Source organism: Cryobacterium sp. SO1, assembly GCF_004210215.2.
In the GTDB taxonomy this organism is placed as follows: Bacteria; Actinomycetota; Actinomycetes; order Actinomycetales; family Microbacteriaceae; genus Cryobacterium.
Window position 1 is genome coordinate 3,700,016 of sequence record NZ_CP067394.1, and the last position, 18,821, is coordinate 3,718,836.

19 protein-coding genes are annotated in these 18,821 nt (G+C 71.3%); 8 read left to right on the plus strand and 11 right to left on the minus strand.

Features of this window, described 5'->3' with window-relative positions; translation table 11 throughout:
• Nucleotides 1-23: 23 nt before the first annotated feature.
• Nucleotides 24-638 (minus strand): TetR/AcrR family transcriptional regulator, encoded by a 615-nt coding sequence (locus BJQ95_RS17610; RefSeq protein ID WP_130176188.1) that lies wholly within the window; start codon nt 636-638, stop codon nt 24-26.
• Between the two features lie 207 nt (nt 639-845).
• Here BJQ95_RS17610 and BJQ95_RS17615 point away from each other — a divergent pair, with 207 nt between their 5' ends.
• Complete coding sequence (locus tag BJQ95_RS17615; protein ID WP_165384837.1) at nt 846-1,514, plus strand: GNAT family N-acetyltransferase; 669 nt, start codon at nt 846-848, stop codon at nt 1,512-1,514.
• 144 nt (nt 1,515-1,658) lie between these two features.
• On the opposite strand, the gene BJQ95_RS17620 is transcribed toward BJQ95_RS17615, so the two are convergent.
• Nucleotides 1,659-1,895 (minus strand): SHOCT domain-containing protein, encoded by a 237-nt coding sequence (locus BJQ95_RS17620; RefSeq protein ID WP_130176190.1) that lies wholly within the window; start codon nt 1,893-1,895, stop codon nt 1,659-1,661.
• A gap of 98 nt (nt 1,896-1,993) precedes the next feature.
• Between BJQ95_RS17620 and BJQ95_RS17625 the strand changes: the two genes are divergently transcribed.
• From BJQ95_RS17625 to BJQ95_RS17640, 4 genes are all read left to right on the plus strand, one after another.
• Entirely contained in the window at nt 1,994-4,171 is a 2,178-nt protein-coding gene (locus BJQ95_RS17625; RefSeq protein WP_205750017.1) for a heavy metal translocating P-type ATPase, read from the plus strand.
• Between the two features lie 100 nt (nt 4,172-4,271).
• Nucleotides 4,272-4,796 carry a hypothetical protein gene (locus tag BJQ95_RS17630; protein WP_130176191.1) on the plus strand — a complete coding sequence of 175 codons (525 nt, stop codon included), beginning with the start codon at nt 4,272-4,274 and terminating at the stop codon, nt 4,794-4,796.
• A 70-nt stretch (nt 4,797-4,866) separates the two neighbouring features.
• Nucleotides 4,867-5,451, plus strand: a complete 585-nt coding sequence (locus tag BJQ95_RS17635) for a DUF305 domain-containing protein (protein WP_130176192.1) — start codon at nt 4,867-4,869, stop codon at nt 5,449-5,451.
• Nucleotides 5,452-5,456: 5 nt separating this feature from the next.
• Nucleotides 5,457-6,938 carry a multicopper oxidase family protein gene (locus tag BJQ95_RS17640; protein ID WP_130176193.1) on the plus strand — a complete coding sequence of 494 codons (1,482 nt, stop codon included), beginning with the start codon at nt 5,457-5,459 and terminating at the stop codon, nt 6,936-6,938.
• A gap of 83 nt (nt 6,939-7,021) precedes the next feature.
• Here the strand turns inward: BJQ95_RS17640 and BJQ95_RS17645 are convergent, their stop codons facing one another.
• Nucleotides 7,022-7,915: a hypothetical protein gene (locus BJQ95_RS17645; RefSeq protein WP_130176194.1), complete on the minus strand. Its 894-nt coding sequence runs from the start codon at nt 7,913-7,915 to the stop codon at nt 7,022-7,024.
• A gap of 129 nt (nt 7,916-8,044) precedes the next feature.
• Here BJQ95_RS17645 and BJQ95_RS17650 point away from each other — a divergent pair, with 129 nt between their 5' ends.
• Both BJQ95_RS17650 and BJQ95_RS17655 read left to right on the plus strand, forming a co-directional pair.
• Entirely contained in the window at nt 8,045-8,623 is a 579-nt protein-coding gene (locus BJQ95_RS17650) for a GNAT family N-acetyltransferase (RefSeq protein WP_130176195.1), read from the plus strand.
• 1 nt (nt 8,624) lies between these two features.
• Nucleotides 8,625-9,332, plus strand: coding sequence for a M50 family metallopeptidase (locus tag BJQ95_RS17655; RefSeq protein WP_130176196.1), 708 nt, complete (start codon nt 8,625-8,627; stop codon nt 9,330-9,332).
• Nucleotides 9,333-9,577: 245 nt separating this feature from the next.
• Here the strand turns inward: BJQ95_RS17655 and BJQ95_RS17660 are convergent, their stop codons facing one another.
• From BJQ95_RS17660 to BJQ95_RS17695, 8 genes are all read right to left on the minus strand, one after another.
• Entirely contained in the window at nt 9,578-10,345 is a 768-nt protein-coding gene (locus tag BJQ95_RS17660) for a VIT1/CCC1 transporter family protein (RefSeq protein ID WP_130179332.1), read from the minus strand.
• Nucleotides 10,346-10,589: 244 nt separating this feature from the next.
• Nucleotides 10,590-10,973: a D-ribose pyranase gene (rbsD, locus tag BJQ95_RS17665; protein ID WP_130176770.1), complete on the minus strand. Its 384-nt coding sequence runs from the start codon at nt 10,971-10,973 to the stop codon at nt 10,590-10,592.
• Entirely contained in the window at nt 10,970-11,980 is a 1,011-nt protein-coding gene (locus BJQ95_RS17670; protein WP_240694641.1) for a ribokinase, read from the minus strand. The genes rbsD and BJQ95_RS17670 overlap by 4 nt, the downstream gene beginning before the upstream one ends.
• The gene (locus BJQ95_RS17675) at nt 11,977-12,921 is read right to left on the minus strand and encodes a substrate-binding domain-containing protein (RefSeq protein ID WP_130176771.1); all 945 of its coding nucleotides are present in this window, start codon (nt 12,919-12,921) and stop codon (nt 11,977-11,979) included. Before BJQ95_RS17675 ends, BJQ95_RS17670 begins: the two co-directional genes overlap by 4 nt.
• A 58-nt stretch (nt 12,922-12,979) precedes the next feature.
• The gene (locus BJQ95_RS17680; protein ID WP_130176772.1) at nt 12,980-13,966 is read right to left on the minus strand and encodes an ABC transporter permease; all 987 of its coding nucleotides are present in this window, start codon (nt 13,964-13,966) and stop codon (nt 12,980-12,982) included.
• Nucleotides 13,967-13,986: 20 nt separating this feature from the next.
• Nucleotides 13,987-15,492 (minus strand): sugar ABC transporter ATP-binding protein, encoded by a 1,506-nt coding sequence (locus BJQ95_RS17685; protein WP_130176773.1) that lies wholly within the window; start codon nt 15,490-15,492, stop codon nt 13,987-13,989.
• A complete protein-coding gene (locus tag BJQ95_RS17690) occupies nt 15,489-16,535 on the minus strand; it encodes a LacI family DNA-binding transcriptional regulator (protein ID WP_130176774.1) in 1,047 nt (348 codons plus the stop codon). The genes BJQ95_RS17685 and BJQ95_RS17690 overlap by 4 nt, the downstream gene beginning before the upstream one ends.
• 263 nt (nt 16,536-16,798) lie before the next feature.
• Nucleotides 16,799-17,635: an SDR family NAD(P)-dependent oxidoreductase gene (locus BJQ95_RS17695; protein WP_130176775.1), complete on the minus strand. Its 837-nt coding sequence runs from the start codon at nt 17,633-17,635 to the stop codon at nt 16,799-16,801.
• A 225-nt stretch (nt 17,636-17,860) separates the two neighbouring features.
• Between BJQ95_RS17695 and BJQ95_RS17700 the strand changes: the two genes are divergently transcribed.
• A complete protein-coding gene (locus BJQ95_RS17700; RefSeq protein WP_130176776.1) occupies nt 17,861-18,790 on the plus strand; it encodes an ABC transporter ATP-binding protein in 930 nt (309 codons plus the stop codon).
• Nucleotides 18,791-18,821: the final 31 nt, after the last annotated feature.

The window sequence follows — 18,821 nt, forward strand, 5'->3', positions numbered from 1 at the left end:
TGCGTTTTACGGGATGGTGCGTTTTACAAGGTGGTGCTCGACGTGCCCATGTCCAGGTGCAGCGTCTGTCGCACGATGGCAACGAGAACCGCATCGTCGATGTCGGGCGAGGAGCGCACGAGTCCGATCAGGCCGTAGACCAGCACGTAGAACACCTCGCCGACGTGATCGATCTCGATGTGGTGCTGCCGGGCGTAGGCCTCGACCGTGGTCACCCGCAGGCGCTCGACGATGGCGCGCACCGCGCGATCCACGAACCTGTTGTAGAGGCCGGCGTTCTCGGGGTGGCCGAGGTCCCGGCGGAACATGTCCTTGGCGCGCAGGTGGTGCCGGAACAGCACGACACAATCCAACAGGGCCTTGGGCACATTGCCGGGCTCCCGGTCGGCGTCCCAGCGGGAGACGGCCTCGACGAACTCGTCGATGTGGTCTTCGAAGATCAGGTCGATCAGCGCGTCGCGGTCGGGGAAGTAGTGGTAGATCAGGCCCCGCGTGACGCCGACACGCTTGGCGATCTCGGTGACCGAGACCTTGGCCACACCCCGTTCGGCGAACAGTTGACGGGTGGCGGCGACGATCTCCTCATGGCGCTCGTCCGGCTGTTTGCTCAGGCGGGGGGAGGTCTTCGTGGCGCTCATATCCGCACGATACCCTCACGGTTGACACAGCGTCAATGACGGTGCGTCAATCGCCCCGAAGTGGGGTCCCTTTCGCGTGATTCCGGTGGCTGACCCGGTCGGTCAGGTGAATTGCAGGAGCTCTGCACCCGGCCGACCTCGGGATGATGGCCGGTGTCGCAGCCGCCGGACGGGCGGGAATCGCCGCCGGCGTGGAAGCATGGGAAGGTGCCCGAATCCGTCGCCCCCGAAGTCCTGACCACGGCCCGACTGCGGTTGCAGCCCCTCGCCGCGGCCGACGTGGCAGAGGTGCACGCCATTTACGCCGACCTGGGCACCTGGCTGCACCTGCCAGCTGGCCGGCATACGGCGATCGCGCAGGCCGAGCGGATGGTCGACGAGAGTGAGCAGAGCTGGGCGGCGACCGGTCTGGGCCGCTGGGCGATTCGGCTGCGGAAGGACCTGCCCGGCACCGGCCTGGCGGCAGGGACGCTCATCGGGGTGGCCTCGGCGACACTGCTTGACTGCGGCGCCCGCAACCTCGGCTACCGGCTGACCCCGGCCAGCTGGGGAGTCGGCCTGGCCACCGAGGCCGCCGCGGTCGCCCTCGCCGCGGCGCAAGCATCGACCTACCCGGTGACCGCCCGCGCGTTGGCCGGCAACCCGGCGTCGGTGCGGGTGCTGGAGCGCATCGGCCTCACTCTGGTGTGGCGTGGCCAGGGGCCGGCCGGTAGGGACGCGCTCGGCGCCTCGCCGGGTAGCACCGCACCACGGGGTGTCGAGCGAGACTCAGCGCCCGCGCCCGGTCAGCCGGACACCACGGTGCTCGAACGGCTCATCTTCGCAGACCGCCCGCTGGCGCCGGAGCTGCTGGCCGCGATCATCCGTCTCGGCTGAGTCGCCGACGAGCGCTTCGGCCGTGCGGTAAAGGCGGAAATCTCACGGCAGGGTCGGCGTGTCGTGGCCGCCGACACGGCGTGTGGTGAATTTCTCCGCCTGTACTCGCCCGGCACTCAACCGACCGAGTGTGCCGGCACCGGCTCAGGGCCTCTCGCCGAGCTCGGCCACCTGTTCGCGGTACTGCTCGGTCGTGAGCTCGCCGCGGGCATAGCGCTCGTCCAGGATGCGCCGGGCGTCGCTACGGCGCGCACCCACCGGGCTGGATGCGTCGTCGCGGAAGACCCGCACGGTCCAGACGATGAGTATCACCACGGCGACCAGCGAGATCACCCCGTAGAGCCACAGCCAGGCCGGGTTCATTCCGTATCCCCACATCATCAGGGTCCCTTTCGTCGACGAGCACGAGTGGTCGTGCTCCCACGGTAGCCTCCTTTCCCATCCTTGCCTCGTACCCCTAGGGGGTATACAGTCGGGGTATGGCTTCTCACTCAGATCACCGGTCGACGGACCACGGCTCGATGGCCGACGCGTCAATGGACCACGCGCCCATGGATCACGGCTCGACGGATCACAGCTCGATGGATCACAGCTCCATGGACCACAGCTCGATGGACCACGGCGCCATGGGTCACGGCGGGCACGGCGACCACGTCGGCCAGTTCCGGCGGCTGTTCTGGGTGATGTTGGTGCTGGCCGTGCCCGTCGTGGCCTTCAGCTCCATGTTCGCCATGCTGCTCGGCTACGACCTGCCCGACGCCGCGTGGACGGCCTGGATCTCCCCGCTGCTGGGCACCGTGATGTACCTCTGGGGCGGCCGCCCATTCCTCACCGGCGCGGTGGCCGAGCTGAAGCAGCGCTCCCCCGGCATGATGCTGCTGATCGCGCTGGCCATCACCGTGGCGTTCCTCTCCTCCTGGGGCGCGAGCCTGGGCATCCTCGCGATGGAGCTGGACTTCTGGTGGGAGCTCGCCCTGCTGATCGTGATCATGCTGCTCGGCCACTGGATCGAGATGCGCTCCCTGGCGCAGTCGTCCTCCGCGCTGGAGTCCTTGGCGGCGCTGCTGCCCGACACGGCCGAGCGGGTGGATGCCGGCGAGGTCACCGTCGTCGCCCCCGCCGACCTCGAGGTGGGCGACCTGGTGATCGTGCGGCCGGGCGGCCGGATCCCCGCCGACGGCCAGGTGACCGAGGGCACCGCCGACGTGGACGAGTCGATGATCACCGGCGAGTCCCGGCCGGTGCGCCGGGGCCCCGGCTCCCCGGTGGTGGCCGGAACCGTCGCCACCGACACCGCCCTGCGGCTGCGGGTGACGGCGGTCGGCGACGACACCGCGCTCGCGGGCATCCGCCGGCTCGTCGCCGAGGCTGAAGGCTCGTCGTCGCGGGCGCAGCGCCTGGCCGACCGGGCGGCCGGCTGGTTGTTCTGGTTCGCGCTCGGCGTCGGCGTGCTCACCGCGATCGCCTGGACCCTTTTCGGCAGCCCGGAGGACGCCGTGATGCGCACCATCACCGTTCTGGTGATCGCCTGCCCGCACGCGCTGGGCCTGGCCATCCCGCTGGTGGTGTCGATCGCCACCGAGCGCGCGGCCCGCGGCGGTGTTCTGGTGACCGACCGGCTCGCGCTGGAGAGCATGCGCACCGTGGACACCGTCCTGTTCGACAAGACCGGCACCCTCACCAAGGGTGAGCCCGTCGTGAGCCAGGTGCACGCGGTCACCGGCCAGACCGAGGCCGAGGTCCTCGCGCTGGCGGCGGCGGTCGAGGCCGACAGTGAGCATCCGCTGGCCAAGGCCATCGTCACGGCGGCCCGCACCCGCGCCCTCCCGGTGCCGGCGGCCACCGGGTTCGAGGCGTCCACCGCGGTGGGCGTCACGGCCACCGTCGACGGCCACGAGGTCTCGGTGGGCGGGCCCAGCCTGCTCACCGGCCACAACGCCCGCCCGCTCGACATCACGGATGGCTGGGCCGCCGACGGGGCCATCGTCCTGCACGTGCTGCACGCCGGCCGGGTGATCGGAGCGATCGGCCTCGCCGACGAGGTGCGGCCGGAATCGACGGAGGCTGTCGAGGCCCTACACGCGCTGGGCGTGACCGTGGTGATGATCACCGGAGACGCCGAGGCCGTGGCGCACGCGGTGGCCGCCGAGCTCGGCATCGACCGGGTCTTCGCCGGCGTGCACCCCGACCATAAGGCCGAGGCGGTGTCTGCGCTGCAGCGCGAGGGCCACCGGGTGGCCATGGTGGGCGACGGCGTCAACGACGCCCCGGCCCTGGCCCAGGCCGACGTGGGCATCGCCATCGGCGCCGGCACGGATGTCGCGATCGCCTCGGCCGGGGTGATCCTGGCCAGCGATGACCCCCGTTCGGTGCTCTCGGTGATCGAACTGTCCCGGGCCAGTTACCGCAAGATGACCCAGAACCTGTGGTGGGCGGCCGGCTACAACCTGCTCGCCGTGCCGTTGGCCGCCGGGGTGCTCGCCCCGATCGGTTTCGTGCTGCCCATGGAGATCGGCGCGCTGCTGATGTCGGCCTCCACGGTGGTAGTGGCCGTGAACGCGCAACTGCTGCGTCGCCTCGACCTGCGGCCCGAGCGGAGCACGGCCCGGGTGCTCGGCGCGCGCCAGGACCTGGCTGCGGTGACGGGGCCACGATGACCGCGCCCTGGCAGTTCGCAGGAGTCCACCAGCGGATCCGGCTACCGTGGGGCTGTCAGTGCGCGGGGCCGCGGTCCCGCCGGCGAACGAGGGAGACAGCATGAGCGCCGTTCGCCTTCCCGTTCGACTGGAGCGCTCCACCCTGCGCTCGTTCCTGGTGGCGAGTCTGGCGGTCATCGCCCTCCTGGTGGGCGGACTCGCGCTGCACACGGCCTCCGGCGGCCACGGGGCGCATCCGCCGGCCGCATCCGCCGCGTCCGCGGCGGACGCGGGTGAAGCCCCGCAGCACCATGCCACCGTCAGGCCAGCGACGACCGTGGCCGACACCCCCCAGCAGCCCGCAGCCGGCGCCATCGTGACGGTGGCGGCCGGCCTGGCGGAGACAGTTTCGGCCGCCGCCGTCGATCACGATTGGGGAGCCGACCTCCTGGCCGCGTGCGCGCTGCTGTTGGCACTGGCCGGGTCGGTGGTGCTGCTCCTCGCCGGCCGGGTGCGTCATCACCGCGGTTCCGTCGGTGTTTTCGGTGACCGCCGGTGGGGAGTGAGCCGCCGACCTGGCGCGGACACTCTGCATCTGAGGATCCATCGGCCGGATCTCACGGTCCTCTCCATCAGTCGCAGATAGGACGGCGACGTGCCGCGCCCGCCGCGGCACCTCGAACACCGACCCTTCCTCGACCCCCGATTGGACCACCATGCGCACCACCCGACTTTCCCTGGCCCTCGGCGCCGCCCTCGCGGTGTCGCTCACCCTGACCGGATGCGCCGCGGGCGCTGCCGACACTTCCCGCGCCGGTTCCGCCACCGCCAGCCCGGCGACGAGCACCGCGAACGACGCCGACATCCTGTTCGCCCAGATGATGATTCCGCACCACGAGCAGGCGGTGCAGATGAGCGAGAACCTGCTCGCCAAAACCGGCAGCACCGCCGAGGTCCGGGCACTGGCGACCGCCATCACCGCCGCCCAACAGCCCGAAATCGACCGGTTCCGCAGCTGGCTCGACGCCTGGGGCGCCGACGAGGGCATGGGCGGGATGGACCACGGCACCGACGGCATGATGTCGGATGATGACATGTCGATGCTCGACGACGCCTCGGGCGCCGACGCCGACAGGCTGTTCCTCGAACAGATGATCGTGCACCACCAGGGCGCGATCGCCATGGCGCAGACCGAGGTGACCGAGGGACGACACCCCGACGCCGTCGCCCTCGCCGAACAGATCGCGTCGAGCCAGACCGCCGAGATCACAATGATGCAGGACCTTCTCGAAGGGATGTGACGACGATGACGCGCGCGATCACCCGCCGCACGACGCTGGTGCTCGGCGGGCTGGGCGTGGTCGCCGTGGCCGGCGGCGGCGCCCTCCTGTGGGCCGGGCTGAACCCGGCCGGCCCGCGCACCGGCATCCCCGACGGCTTCACCTCGGGCGACGACCTGAGCCAGCCCACCGAACTGCGAAGCACCGGCGGGCTGCTCGACGTGGCCCTGTCTGCCGCGCCGGCCGCCGCGACGATCGGAGGGCGCGCCGCGAGCGTGCTCGGTTACAACGGTGGCCTGCCCGGGCCCACCCTGCGGCTCCGCGCCGGTGACCGGGTGCGGGTCGCCCTGAAGAACGGCCTGGCCGGCCCGACCAACCTGCACGTGCACGGGCTGCATGTCTCCCCGGAGGACAACGGCGACAACATGGCCGTCATGGTGGCCGCCGGCGAGTCCTTCGACTACGAGTACCGGCTGCCGGCGAACCATCCGCCCGGCGTGTACTGGTACCACCCGCACCACCACGGCACGGTCGCCGACCAGGTCTTCGGCGGACTCTACGGCGCCATCGTCGTCGACGATCGGGCGCCCATCGAGACCAGCCGGGAGCGGGTTCTGGTGATCTCCGATATCACGCTCGACGGTGCCGGCACGGTCGCCGGCGCATCCGCCGCGCAGCGGATGCAGGGCAGGGAGGGGGAACTCGTGCTGGTGAACGGGCAGCTGGCGCCCACGCTGAGTCTCCGCCCCGGCGAGCGCGAACGCTGGCGCATCGTGAACGCCTGCGTGTCCAGGTACCTCCGGCTGCGGCTGGACGGCCACCGGCTGCAGCTGCTCGGCATCGACTCCGGGCGCCTCGAGAAACCGGCGGAGGTGGACGAGATCGTGCTTGTGCCCGGCAACCGGGCCGACGTTCTCGTCACCGCCGGTTCAGGCAGCGCCGTCCTGCGCACCCTGGCCTACGACCGGGGCACCGCCACCTCAGGCGGCATGATGGGCGGTTCCCGCCAGCGTGCGACCGGCTCGGACGTCACTCTCGCCACGGTCATGGTGGGCGGCGACCCGGCCGCGGCGCTCGCGGCTGTGCCGCGCCAGCCGGCCCCGGCCGACCTGCGCGGCGCGACCGTGACGGCCCGGCGCGAACTCGATTTCGCCATGGGCATGGGCATGAACGGTGGGTCGATGATGGGCTTCACCATCAACGGGCAGGAGTTCGACCCTGGCCGCCTCGACACGACGGTGCTGGCCGGCAGCGTGGAGGAGTGGACGCTGCGCAACGGCTCAGGGATGGACCATCCGTTTCACCTGCACGTCTGGCCGATGCAGATCGTCGCGCAGGGCGGCGCGGCCGAGACGGATGTCGTCTGGCGGGACGTGGTGAACGTGCCGGCCGGCGGGCAGGTCGCCGTGCGCATCGGCTTCGCCGACTTCGCCGGGCGCACCGTGTACCACTGCCACATCCTCGACCACGAGGACGCCGGCATGATGGGGACGATCCTGGCGCGGTAGGCGGCTGACGGCACCACGAGCCGGACCGGCTCGACGAATTCGCCGCTCGCTGCCGAGCCGAACTCGAGGGGGAGCCGGCCACATCACCCCGCTGAGGAAGCTCCCCGAGCTTGCAGCCGCTCCACGAACTGCGCCATCTCAACCGACGGCCTCGACCGGGCCGCATCGACCTCCGGAAACAGGACCGGCACCTGCGGACCCAGCTCTCGCTGAACGTCCGCGGCCAGGAGGTGGCCCTCGACGAGATAGTCCAGCGGCCACGGAGCCCCTGCCCCGGTCCCGGCAGGCTGCCGGTGCGCGGCACCTCGCCACCGGTCGTTCCAGTCGTGGAGCCTGGCGACGAGGTCGTCGCTGAGGCCCAGGACCGACGGATCGAGCGTGTCGCCGGAGCGCCCGGCCAGCGCGGACCGGTCCAGGAGCGGCAGCGCATCATCCTGCGGTCGAAGCAGGATGCGCGTCGGCATCCGTCCCGGATGCCACAGCAGCGCCGCCACGTCGACAGTGCGCGTGAGAGCGGCGAACGCGGCCTCGGGCAGGTCATTCATCTGTTCCACGATGGTGCGCGCCCGGGGCCGGCCTGCTGAGAAGACGGCTCCGGGCCGGCCTACCGCGGTCCAGCCGCCGGCCTCCTCCGGCCCGGCACGGACGACGCGGGAGAGCTCGGTGTCGGCCTCGAGGTAGAGAACCGGAACGGACGCTCCGAACGCCCGCTGCACGTCGGCGGCAAGCAGATGGCCGTCGGCCTGGAACTCACGGTGTTCTTCGGTGCTCGGCCATTCCAGCTTCGGACCCAGGAGAATCTCGAATCTCTCGTTCCACCGCACGAGCCGCGTTTCCAGCTCCGCCGGGAGTCCAAGCACGCCACGCTCGAACGGGCCGAACCACAGATCGGGCGACGGCGACTCGTCCCATAGCGGCAGCTTGCCGCCGTACTCGGCCATGAGCATGACCCGGGTGGGGAACGCGACGAGGTTCATCCCCCGACACTATCGCCGGGCGGCAGGGCGTGCCCGACGGGGCACGCCGGAGTGGACGGGTGGCAGGGATCGCCCCGAGCACCCCCAGAAAGGGACCCGACTTTCAGCCAACACGACTAGCCTCCATGGATGGCCGAAATTCGCACGCCCGCCGCGCCCCGCGAAGTGGGGCTGTATCGACCGTTGGCCGACGACTGGGCGGGGCTCCGCGACATCCGCCTCCGCTCCATCGCGAATTTCCCGCTGGGCTTCTTCGAATCGTTCGCCGCAGCGCTCGCGCTCACCGAGACCGACTGGCGGCAGCGCGGCGCCCGGAACGCCGAACCCGGCAGCGTCCAGGTCGTCGCCCGCACCACCGGCGAGCAGTGGGTCGGCACCATGGCCGCCTTCGTGTCCTCCGGCCCGCCCAGCTACCAGCCGGGCGAGCTACCCGTCGGCGGCCCGGCGCGCGCCAATCTCGTGGGCGTCTGGGTCGACCCCAGCTATCGCGGTCGCACCGGCGTGGCCGCGCAACTCCTGCGCGCGGTACGCACCTGGGTCATCGACGAGCAACACCTCGACAAGGTGCACCTACACGTGCACGAGAGCAATCACCGCGCCATCCGGTTCTACGAGAAGAACGGCGCCCGGCCCACCGGCGAGTACATCGCCGACCCCCGCCGTTCCTCCGAACGGCACCTGGAAATGGTCATGGCCGCGGCCTGCTGAGATGGACCTGCTCCTCGAGTTCTGGGCCCGTGTCTCGGCCCGGAACGCCCCGCTGCCGACCCTGACCGTGTGGCTGACCATCGCCGTGGCGGTGCTGCTGGTGCTGGTGCCGCCCGCCTGGAAGTTGACCCGGCACGGCATCACGATCGTGCACGAGGGCGGTCACGGGCTCGTGGCCGCGCTCGGCGGCCGCCGACTGCAGGGCATCCGGCTGCACTCGGACACCTCGGGCCTCACCGTCAGCCGTGGCAAACCGCGCGGGCTGGGCATGGTGTTCACCCTGCTCGCCGGCTACACGGCACCGGCCCTGCTCGGGCTCGGGGCGGCGTGGATGCTCGGCCACGGGCTCGCTTCCGGCCTGCTCTGGGCGCTGCTCGCAGCGTTGGCACTGCTGCTGGTGCAGATCCGCAACTGGTTCGGGCTCTGGTCGGTGGCCGTGACCGGCGCCCTGGTCTTCGGCGTCACCTGGTTCGGCTCCCCCGCGGTGCAGAGCGTCTTCGCGCTGCTGGTCACCGCGTTCCTGCTGATCGGGGCGCTCCGCACCGTGATCGAGCTGCAGGCCACCCGGTCGCGCCGGGGTGGTTCAGCCTCGGACGCCGACCAGCTGGCCCGGCTGAGCCATCTGCCCGGCCTGTTCTGGGTGCTGGTGTTCTTCGCCGCGGCCGGGGCCTGCCTGGCCGGTTCGGCGCGGCTGCTCGCCCTGGTCTAGCACCCGCTGTTCCGCCTCCCCACACCTCCCTCGGCCGGCGCCCTCCCCCGTCCGATGTGCATAACTCCTGCAATTCTCTGATGCGTCACCGCCACGCCCCGGAGTTCCGCGGAAGTTCACCGCCGCGGCAAGATTCTGCAGGAGTTGTGCGCACCAGCACGGTCTCGGCGGGGTAGTGCCGGGAGGGGGCCTCCGCCGGGAGGGGTCAGAGCTGGCGGGGTGCGCTAGGTGGCCGCAGGCGGTGGCTAGAAGACCGTCACACCGAGCAGGGTGCCCACCAGCCACGTCACGAAGAGGGCCGCGGCGCCGCCGGTGACCACGCGCACCGTGGCGCGGGCGAGTCGGCTGCCGCCCAGGCGGGCGCCGAGCGCGCCGGTGAGCGCGAGCGCCACCAGCACGGCCGCGAAGGTCACGGGCACGCGGATGCCCTCCGGCGGCAGCAGAATCGCCAGCAGCGGCAGGATCGCCCCGAGGGTGAACGCGAGCGCCGAGGCTCCGGCGGCGTGCCAGGCGCTGGCCACGTCCTCTTCGACGATGTTGAGTTCGAGGGAGAGGTGCGCCTTGAGCGCATCCTTCGCGGTGAGTTCGATCGCCACCTGGCGCGCGGTGGCCGGCTCGAGGCCGTGTGCCTCATACAGCCCGGCGAGCACGTCCAGTTCCCCGGCCGGGTCGTCCCGCAGCTCGCGCTTCTGCTTGTCGATCATCGCGCGCTGGCTGTCGCTCTGGCTGCTCACCGAGACGTACTCGCCCAGCGCCATCGAAATGGCGCCCCCGACGAGGCCGGCCGCGCCGGCGGCGACGATGGCTGGGGTGCTGCCGCCGGCACCGGCGACGCCGACCACGATGGCCGCGACGGAGACGATGCCGTCGTTGGCGCCGAGTACGCCGGCGCGCAGCCAGTTGAGCCGGGTGGCCAGGCTGCCGCGCGTGGACGCACCGACCTTCTCGGCGGGTGGGGCGGCATCCAGAGTGGCGTGCGAGGGCCTGAAGAGTGAGGGCGAGAGGATGGCCATAGAGTCACCATAGGCACCTTGCGCCGGCACCGCCAGCGTGGAAAGCCTTGCCTAATCCCCCTGATCAGGGCATGGAAAGGCTAACCTAATCCGTCTGCCACCCGGTGGACCCGGCGCACTCGCGTGTTGCCCAGCCGCGGACGAGGTGCCCCGGTGAACTGGGGCGACTCGTTCGGAGCTGGGCAACTCGGCGCGCGCCGGGGCGGGTGGGCGCGCACGGCGGGGCGGGTGGGCGCGCGAACGGCTAGAACGGCACCCCGCACACGAGCGCGGCGTTGGCGAATGCCGTGGCCTCCCCGGTGCGCACGAACACCCGCGCCGAGGCGGAGAGCGCCTTGAGTTCGCCGTGTCCGATGTACTCGATGTCGGTGAAGCGCTCGCTCAGCCAGTCGCCGGCCACGGTGCCCTTCGCCTCCGCCGCGGCCACGCAGCGCTCCACGACGAGTTCGCCCAGCAGTGCGTCGAGCACCTGCTCGAACCGGGGCACGCCGTGCACGAGGGCCAGGTCGATCACCGGCACGCCGGCGGGGGCGGGCATCCCGCAGTCGGCGACGAGCACGATGTCGCCGTGGCCCAGACGGCTGAGTGCCGCGTTCAGATCGGCGTTCAGGATGCCGGTGCGTTTCACGGGTGTGCCTCGTTCTTCTCGGTGGCGAAATCGGTGCGCACCTCGGCGCGCACCTCGGGCAGGATGTCGCCGGCGTGCGGATAGGACGGCTGCGTCCCGCGGGACTGCACCGCGAACGCCCCCACCCGCACGGCCAGCCGGGCCGCCTCCCGGAGCGTGTCACCGGCGGCGAGCCGGGCGCTCAGCGCGCCCACGAAGGCGTCGCCGGCGCCGGAGCTGTCGACCGCCACCACGACGGGTGAGGCCACGGCATCGGTGCCGTCGGCGTCAGAGACGATCGCGCCGAGCGCCCCGCGGGTCAGCACCACCGACGTCACACCCCAGTCGCGCAGCCGGGCCACCGCCTCGGCATCCGAGACGGGAGGCGGGGCGCCGGGCGTGAGCTGCGCCAGGAGCAGCGCGGCCTCGTGCTCGTTGACGATCAGGGGGTCGGCAGCCGCGATCGTCTCCGGGTCGAGCTCGATCACGGGGGCGAGGTTGAGCACGACTCGTCCGCGGGCCAGCCGGGCGGCCGCCGCGCTGGCCGCCGCGGGGATCTCGCCCTGCAGCACCAGCACGGCCGCCGCGGCGATGAGGTCGGCGCTCTGGCCGACGATGTCGGCATCCACCGCGGCGTTGGCCCCGGGGATGACGATGATGGTGTTCTCGCCGTCGTCGGCCACGGTGATCACGGCCAGACCGGTCGGTCCGGCCACGGCCAGCACGGCCGACAGGTCGACCTTGGCGGATTCGAGGATGGCGGTGGCCGAGGAGGCCAGGGCGTCCTGGCCTATGGCGCCGACCATGCTGACCCGGGCGCCGAGCTGGGCCGCGGCGACGGCCTGGTTGGCGCCCTTGCCGCCGGGCAGGACGGTGATCGACGTGCCGATCAGGGTCTCGCCGGGCAACGGATGACGGAGGACGGTGGTGACCTGGTCGGCGTTGATCGAGCCGACCACGACGACGCCGGCCAGGGTCGCGCCGGTCAGGGTCGCCCGGGCGACCGGGGCGTGGGTTGACGGGGTCACTTGGAGAAGTCGCCCACGTTCGTCTTCGTGACGGCGACGACCTCGACGGGTACGGTGGCTTCGACGTCGTCGCCGGCGATGGCCTTGACGGCCAGTTCGATGGCGAGGCGGCCGAGCTCGGCGGGCTGCTGAGCGACGGTGGCGTAGAGCGAGCCGTCCGAGATGGCGGTCAGGCCGTCCGCGGTGCCGTCGAAGCCCACGACGGAGACCACAGAACCAGCACGGGCGCCGAGGGCCTGGATCGCGCCGAGGGCCATTTCGTCGTTCTCGGCGAAGATGCCGGTCACGCCAGGGTTGGCCTGCAGCAGGTTGGTGGTGACGTCGAGGGCTGAGGCGCGGTCGAAGTTGGCGGTCTGCTCGGCGACGACGGTGATCTCGGGGTACGCGGCGATGCCCTCGTCGAAGCCCGCGCCCCGGTCGCGGCTGGCGGAGGTGCCCGACACGCCCTGCAGGGAGATGACGGTGCCCTTCTCGCCCATCGCCGCGGCGAGCTCATCGGCGGCCTGCTTGCCGCCGGCCACGTTGTCGCTGGCCACCAGGGAGGTGAGCTTCGCGTCGTTGACCGTGCGGTCCACGGCGATGACCGGGATGTTCGCGGCGGCGAGTTCACCGACCGAGGCGCTGGCGGCATCCGAGTCGACCGGGTTGACGATGACGGCCTTGGTGCTGCCGGCGGCGGCGGTGGCCAGCTGGTTGGCCTGGGTGGCCGAGTCGTTCTGGGCGTCGACGATGTAGAGGTCAACACCGGCCTCGTCGGCGGCGGCCTGGGCGCCGTCGCGCAGCTCGACGAAGAACGGGTTGTTCAGCGTGGAGATCGCGAGCACGACCTTGGGCCCGCTGGCCTCGTCGCCGCCGCCGCGGCCGCAGGCGGTGGTGCCGGCGAGGATCAGTGCGGCCGTGGCGGTGACGGCGGCGATGCGGCGAAAGGAGGATGACTTCATTGTGGTTCCTTTGTTGGGTGGGGTTGTTGGTGTGGGGCTAGGAGGGGGAGAGTGGGGCTCAGCTGTTGCGGGTCTTGCGGCGCAGCACGTCGGCGCCCACGGCGAGGGCGATGACCAGGCCGATGACGACCTGCTGCCAGAACGACGACACGTTGAGCAGGTTGAGGCCGTTGCGGATCACAACGAGGACCAGGGCGCCGATGAAGGTGCCGGAGATCTTGCCGAGCCCGCCGGAGAGCGAGGCGCCGCCGATGACGACCGCGGCGATGGCATCCAGTTCGTAGCCGGCGGCGGCCTGCGGCTGGGCGGAGTCCAGCCGGCCGGCCAGGAGCAGTCCGGCCAGGGCCGCGAAGAGGCCGGCGAGGGCGAACACGGTGACGATGATGCGCTTGACCGGCAGTCCGGAGAGCCGGGCGGCCTCGGCGTTGCCGCCGACGGCGTACATGGAGCGGCCGAGCACGGTGCGGTTGAGGATGAACGAGGCGACCACGGCGGCCAGCACCAGGATCACGATGGGCATCGGCACCGGGCCGATGTTGCCGCCGAGGAAGGACACCTCGGGGGCGGTCTTGATCGGCCGGCCGTCCGAGATCACCAGGGTGAGGCCGCGGGCCACACTGAGCATCGCCAGGGTGGCGATGAAGGAGGGCAGCTTGCCGTAGGCGTTGGCGGCGCCGTTGATGACGCCGGCGGCCAGGCCCACGACCAGACCCGCGATCAGGGCCATCCAGCCGGGCAGGCCGGCGCTGACGAAGAACCAGCCGGAGGCCATGGCCGAGAGGGCGGCGACTGCGCCGACGGAGAGGTCGATGCCGCCGGCGACGATGACGAAGGTCATGCCGAAGGCGAGTACCGCCACGGTCGACACCTGGATGCCGATGTTGAGCAGGTTCTGCCCGGTCAGGAAGTCCGGCGTGGCGATGACCAGCGCGATGCAGAGCACCACCAGGCCGACCAGGGCGCCGTTGTTGGCCAGGAAGGTCTTGTAGTCGAAGGAGCGTCGGGTGGGTGTCTCGGTGGACGGGGTGGTGGTCGTCGTTGACATGGGTTCTTGTTCCTTCTGGTTCAGCGCTGCGCTGCGACATCGCGGGCGGCGAGGGTCATGACTGTGTCTTGGGTGGCATCCGCTGCGCTCAGTTCGCCGGCCAGCCGGCCGTCGCGCATGACAAGGATGCGGTCGCTCATGCCCAGGATCTCGGGCAGCTCGCTGGAGACCATCACGATGGCTCCGCCGGCGGCAGTGATCGAGTTCATCAGCTCGTAGATCTCGACCTTGGCGCCGACGTCCACGCCGCGGGTCGGTTCGTCCAGCAGCAGCACCGTCGACGCGGCGATGATCCACCGGCCGAAGACCGCCTTCTGCTGGTTGCCGCCGGAGAGCGAGCGGATGGGCTGATCGATGGTGTGCATCCGGATGCGGAGCTTTGCAGCGACGGCCTCGGCGCGGGTGCGCTGGCCGGTGAAGTCGGCCAGGCCGAGCTTGGCGCTGGAGGCCAGGGTGGCGTAACCCAGGTTGTCGTTGACCGAGGCATCCAGCACCAGGCCCTGGCCCTTGCGGTCTTCGGGCACGTGGCCGATGCCGGCCCGGATCGCCGCCTGGATGTCGCCCTTGGGCAACTTCGCGCCGCGCACGGTGACGGAGCCGGTGTCGTACTTGTCGGCGCCGGCGATGGCGCGGATCAGTTCGGTGCGGCCCGCCCCGACGAGCCCGGCGATGCCGAGCACCTCGCCGGCGCGCACGGTGAAGCTGATGTCGTCGAACTGGCCGGCGCTGGTGAGGTTCGACACGGCGAGCACCTCGGTGACCGCCGGGGTCTCGTCGGCGCGGCGCGGGAACTGGTCCTCGATGCTGCGGCCGACCATCAGCTTGACAAGTTCGTCTTCGGGGGTGGAGGCAGGCACCTCGGCGATGAAGTGGCCGTCGCGGATGACGGTGACGGTGTCGCCGACCTCGGCGATCTCGTCGAGGTGGTGACTGATGAAGAGCATGCCGACGCCGCGCCGGCGGAGGTCCGCCATCACGGCGAACAGGGCCTGGGTTTCGTGCCGGGTGAGTGCGGCGGTGGGTTCGTCCAGGATCAGCACCCGGGCGTTGATGCTCAGCGCCTTGGCGATTTCGACAAGCTGCTGCCGGGCGATGCCGAGCCGTCCGACCGGGGTGTCCACGTCGATCTCGAGGCCGATCAGGGCCAGGGCGGCGCGGGCCTGGCGTCGGAGTTCCTTGCGGTCGACCATGCCGAGCTTGGTGGGCATCCGGCCGAGCATCACGTTCTCAGCCACGCTCATGGTGGCCACGAGGTTGAGTTCCTGGTGGATGGTGGCGATGCCGTGTTCTTCGGCGGCCTTGGTGGTGGGCAGGGTCGTCACGGCGCCGTCGACCAGGATCTGGCCGCCGTCGGGCTGGTAGACGCCGGCGACCATCTTGATCAGGGTGGACTTGCCCGCGCCGTTCTCGCCGAGCAGCACCTGCACCTGGCCGGGGTACACGGTCACGGTGACATCCTGGATGACCGTGACCTGGCCGAAGGTCTTTGTCACGTTCTGCAGGGTGATCAGGGGGTTCACGGTCATTGCTGGCTCCTTTGCCGAGGCTGCGTCGTGGGTTCGGTGCGGATGATCGGGGTGGCCGAGGAGGCCCGCACGATCAGTTCGCTGGGCAGCACGACCGAGTCCGGCGTCTGTCCGGCGATCACCTGCAGGAGCAGGTCGATGGCGATCCGGCCCATGTCTTCGACGCTGTGCGCGATCACGCTGAGGGCGGGGTTGAGCAGGGCGAACCATTCGATGTCGTCGAAGGCGACCAGGGCGATGTCGGTGCCGATGCGCATCCCGAGTCTGTGCAGGATGCTGATGGCGCCGACGGCCATCAGGCTGTCGGCGGCGAGCAGCGCGGTGGGCGGGCTGGCCAGCTGCATCAGGGCGTGCACGCCGGCCGAGCCGCTGGCGGCCTGGTAGTCGCCGAAGTAGACCAGGTCGGGGTCCTGGCTGAGGCCGGCCTCGGCCACGGCGCGGGTGAAGGCGGCGAAGCGGTCCCGGCCGGTGGAGGTGGCCTGCGGGCCGGAGATGTAGCCGATGCGGCGGTGGCCTAGGTCGGCGAGGTGCTGCACGGCCTGGCGGATGCCGGTGTCGCTGTCGGTGGTGACGCTGGGCAGGTTCAGGCCGGGAACCGTGCGGTCGACGAGCACCGTGGGAATCTTGCGTTCGATCAGGGCGCGCAGCCGGCCGCTGTCGTCGCCGACGGGAGCGACGATCACGCCGTCGACCCGGCGGGAGATGAGGGTGTCGAGGTAGCGGTCCTGCTGGTCGTTACGCTCGTTGGCGTTGCCGAGCAGCGTGACGTAGCCGGCCGAGAGAGCGGCCTGCTCCGCGGCGTGCGCGAGGTCGGCGAAGAACGGGTTGCGCACATCCGGCACCAGCAGGCCGAGGGCGTTGGACCGGGTGGACCGCAGGGCCTGAGCCTGGGCGTTGGGCTGGTAGTCCAGCTCGGCGGCCGCGGCGGCGACGCGTTCGCGGGTGTCGGCCGAGGTGGCCGGGTTGCCGGACAGCACGCGGGAGGCGGTGCCCACCGAGACGCCGGCGAGGGCGGCGACGTCCTTGATCGTTATGGCTTCCACAGCCACTCCCTTGTGTGTGCGTGCGGTGGTGCTGGTGTTCGTGCTGGCGCCGGCGTGCGAGCTGGCGCTGTGGGGACTCCGGCGATCCTCGTGGAATCGTTTCCATGGAATCGTTTCCATCGTACGTCGAACACCAAGACCATGTCAACCGGTCCGGCTCATCGGGGCGACGTCATCCGCCGAGTTGCCCACCTGCGGACGAGTTGCTCCGCTCGACCGGGGCAGCTCGTCCCAAACGGGGCAACTCGGCGTCAGGTAAGGCGTCAGCGGCGCCCGACGAAGGTGTCCATCGACCTGTACACGCCGAACACCCGGCCGGCCACGGCGTCCCAGGCGGCCAGCGGCAGCACCCCGCGCAGCATCTTGGAGAGCCCGACGGTCCACGGCATCAGCAGTTGCGGCGAGCCGGCGAGCATCGCCCGCCAGACCCGGTCGACCACGTACTCCGGGCTCATCACGGGCGTGAGCAGGGGCCCGCGGGCGCCGTCGAACATGCCGGTGGAGATGTAACTGGGCGCGATGGTGCTCACCCGCACGTTGTCGAAGCCCTGCTGGGCAAGCTCCAGGCGCAACGAATCGCTCCAGGTGATCACGGCGGCCTTCGAGGCCGCGTACACGCTCATCCGCGGGTTGGAGAGCATCCCGGCGGCCGAGGCGATGTTGACGATCCGGAATTCGCGGAACGGGTTGCGCATCATCGAGGGCAGGAACTCCCGCGTGATGTACATCGGCGCCAGGGCGTTCACCTGCATGGTGGCGCGGGTGTCGTCGCCGTTGTCGTGCTCCCAGAAGAAGGAACCCCGCACGATACCGGCGTTGTTGATCACGATGTCGGGGTTGCCCACCTCGGTGCGCACCCGCTGGGCGGTCTGCGCGATGGCGCCCAGATCGGCGATGTCCACGACGTAGGGCGCGATCTGGGTGACCCCGGTCGCCCGTTCGGTGAGGATCGCGGCGGTGGCCGACAGGGCGGCGGCATCGCGGTCCCAGAGGATCACGGCCCTGGCGCCCTCGGCGACGGCCCGCTCGGCGTAGAGGCGGCCCATGCCCATGGCGGCGCCGGTGATCAGAACGCGGGCTCCGGAAACGGTTCGAGTCATGGACCAATCATCCCCTTGTTCGCTGTCGCGCACACACAAGGGCGGCGCGCTTGCGAGCGGATGCGCATCCGCCGGCCCAAATACGCCGCACCGATTACGCCGGCCCGATTACGCCGTACCGATTGCGCCGCACCAATTACTACGTTGCGTGTCACCGCGGCGTGCGCGCCCGCGCCCGGCTGGGTAGCGTCAAGGCACGCTCGCCCCCGATCCGATTGGCTGCCCATGTCTGCCAGCACCGCCACGACCCCCTCCGCCCGCCTCGCCGCGGGCGCCGGCGGCGCGCCGGGCCGCGCTCGGGCCGTCACCGGCATCGATGCCGCGTTCGCCGTGGAGTTCGCCGGGCTGGGCCGCACCTTCGCCGTGACCGCCCCCGCCGGCGCCCGGCCTGTGTTGCGGGACGTGTCGCTCACCGTGCACCCCGGCGAGGTGCTCGCGATCCTCGGCACCAGCGGCTGCGGCAAGTCCACGCTGTTGCGCATCATTGGCGGGCTGGACTCCCCCAGCGCCGGCTCGGTGCAGATCGACGGCTCCCCCGTCACCGCGTTCGACACCCGCTGCGCCGTGGGTTTCCAGGAGCCCCGGCTGCTGCCCTGGCGCACGGTGGCCGCCAATGTGGCCCTCGGCCTGCCCCGCGGTACCACCCGCCACGGCGGCCGCGCCCGCGTCGCCGAGCTGCTCGAACTGGTGGGCCTGACGGCCTTCGCCGGGCACCGGCCCGCCGCGATCTCCGGCGGCATGGCCCAGCGCGCCTCGCTGGCCAGGGCCCTGGCGCGCAACCCCGGCGTGCTGCTGCTCGACGAACCATTCGGCGCCCTGGACGCCCTCACCCGGCTCAAGATGCAGGACCTGCTGCTCGACGTGCACGCGGCCGCCCCCACCACGGTGCTGCTCGTCACCCACGACGTCGACGAGGCGCTGCAACTGGCCGACCGCATCATCCTGCTCGGTCAGGAGTCGGTCGCACCGGATGCCGCTGCCCCCGGCGCCACCATCGTGCAGGAACTCACGGTGCCCGGCAACCGCCCCCGCGATCGCGGCTCGGCAGAGCTCGCGGAGCTGCGCGGTCGCCTGCTCGCGGGCCTGGGCATCGACCGGCACGGCGACGCCCGGGGCGTGGCCTCGAGCACCGGCATCCCGCACTTCCCGTACTGAGAGTTCCGCCCGTCCAGACCCGGCCCGCCGG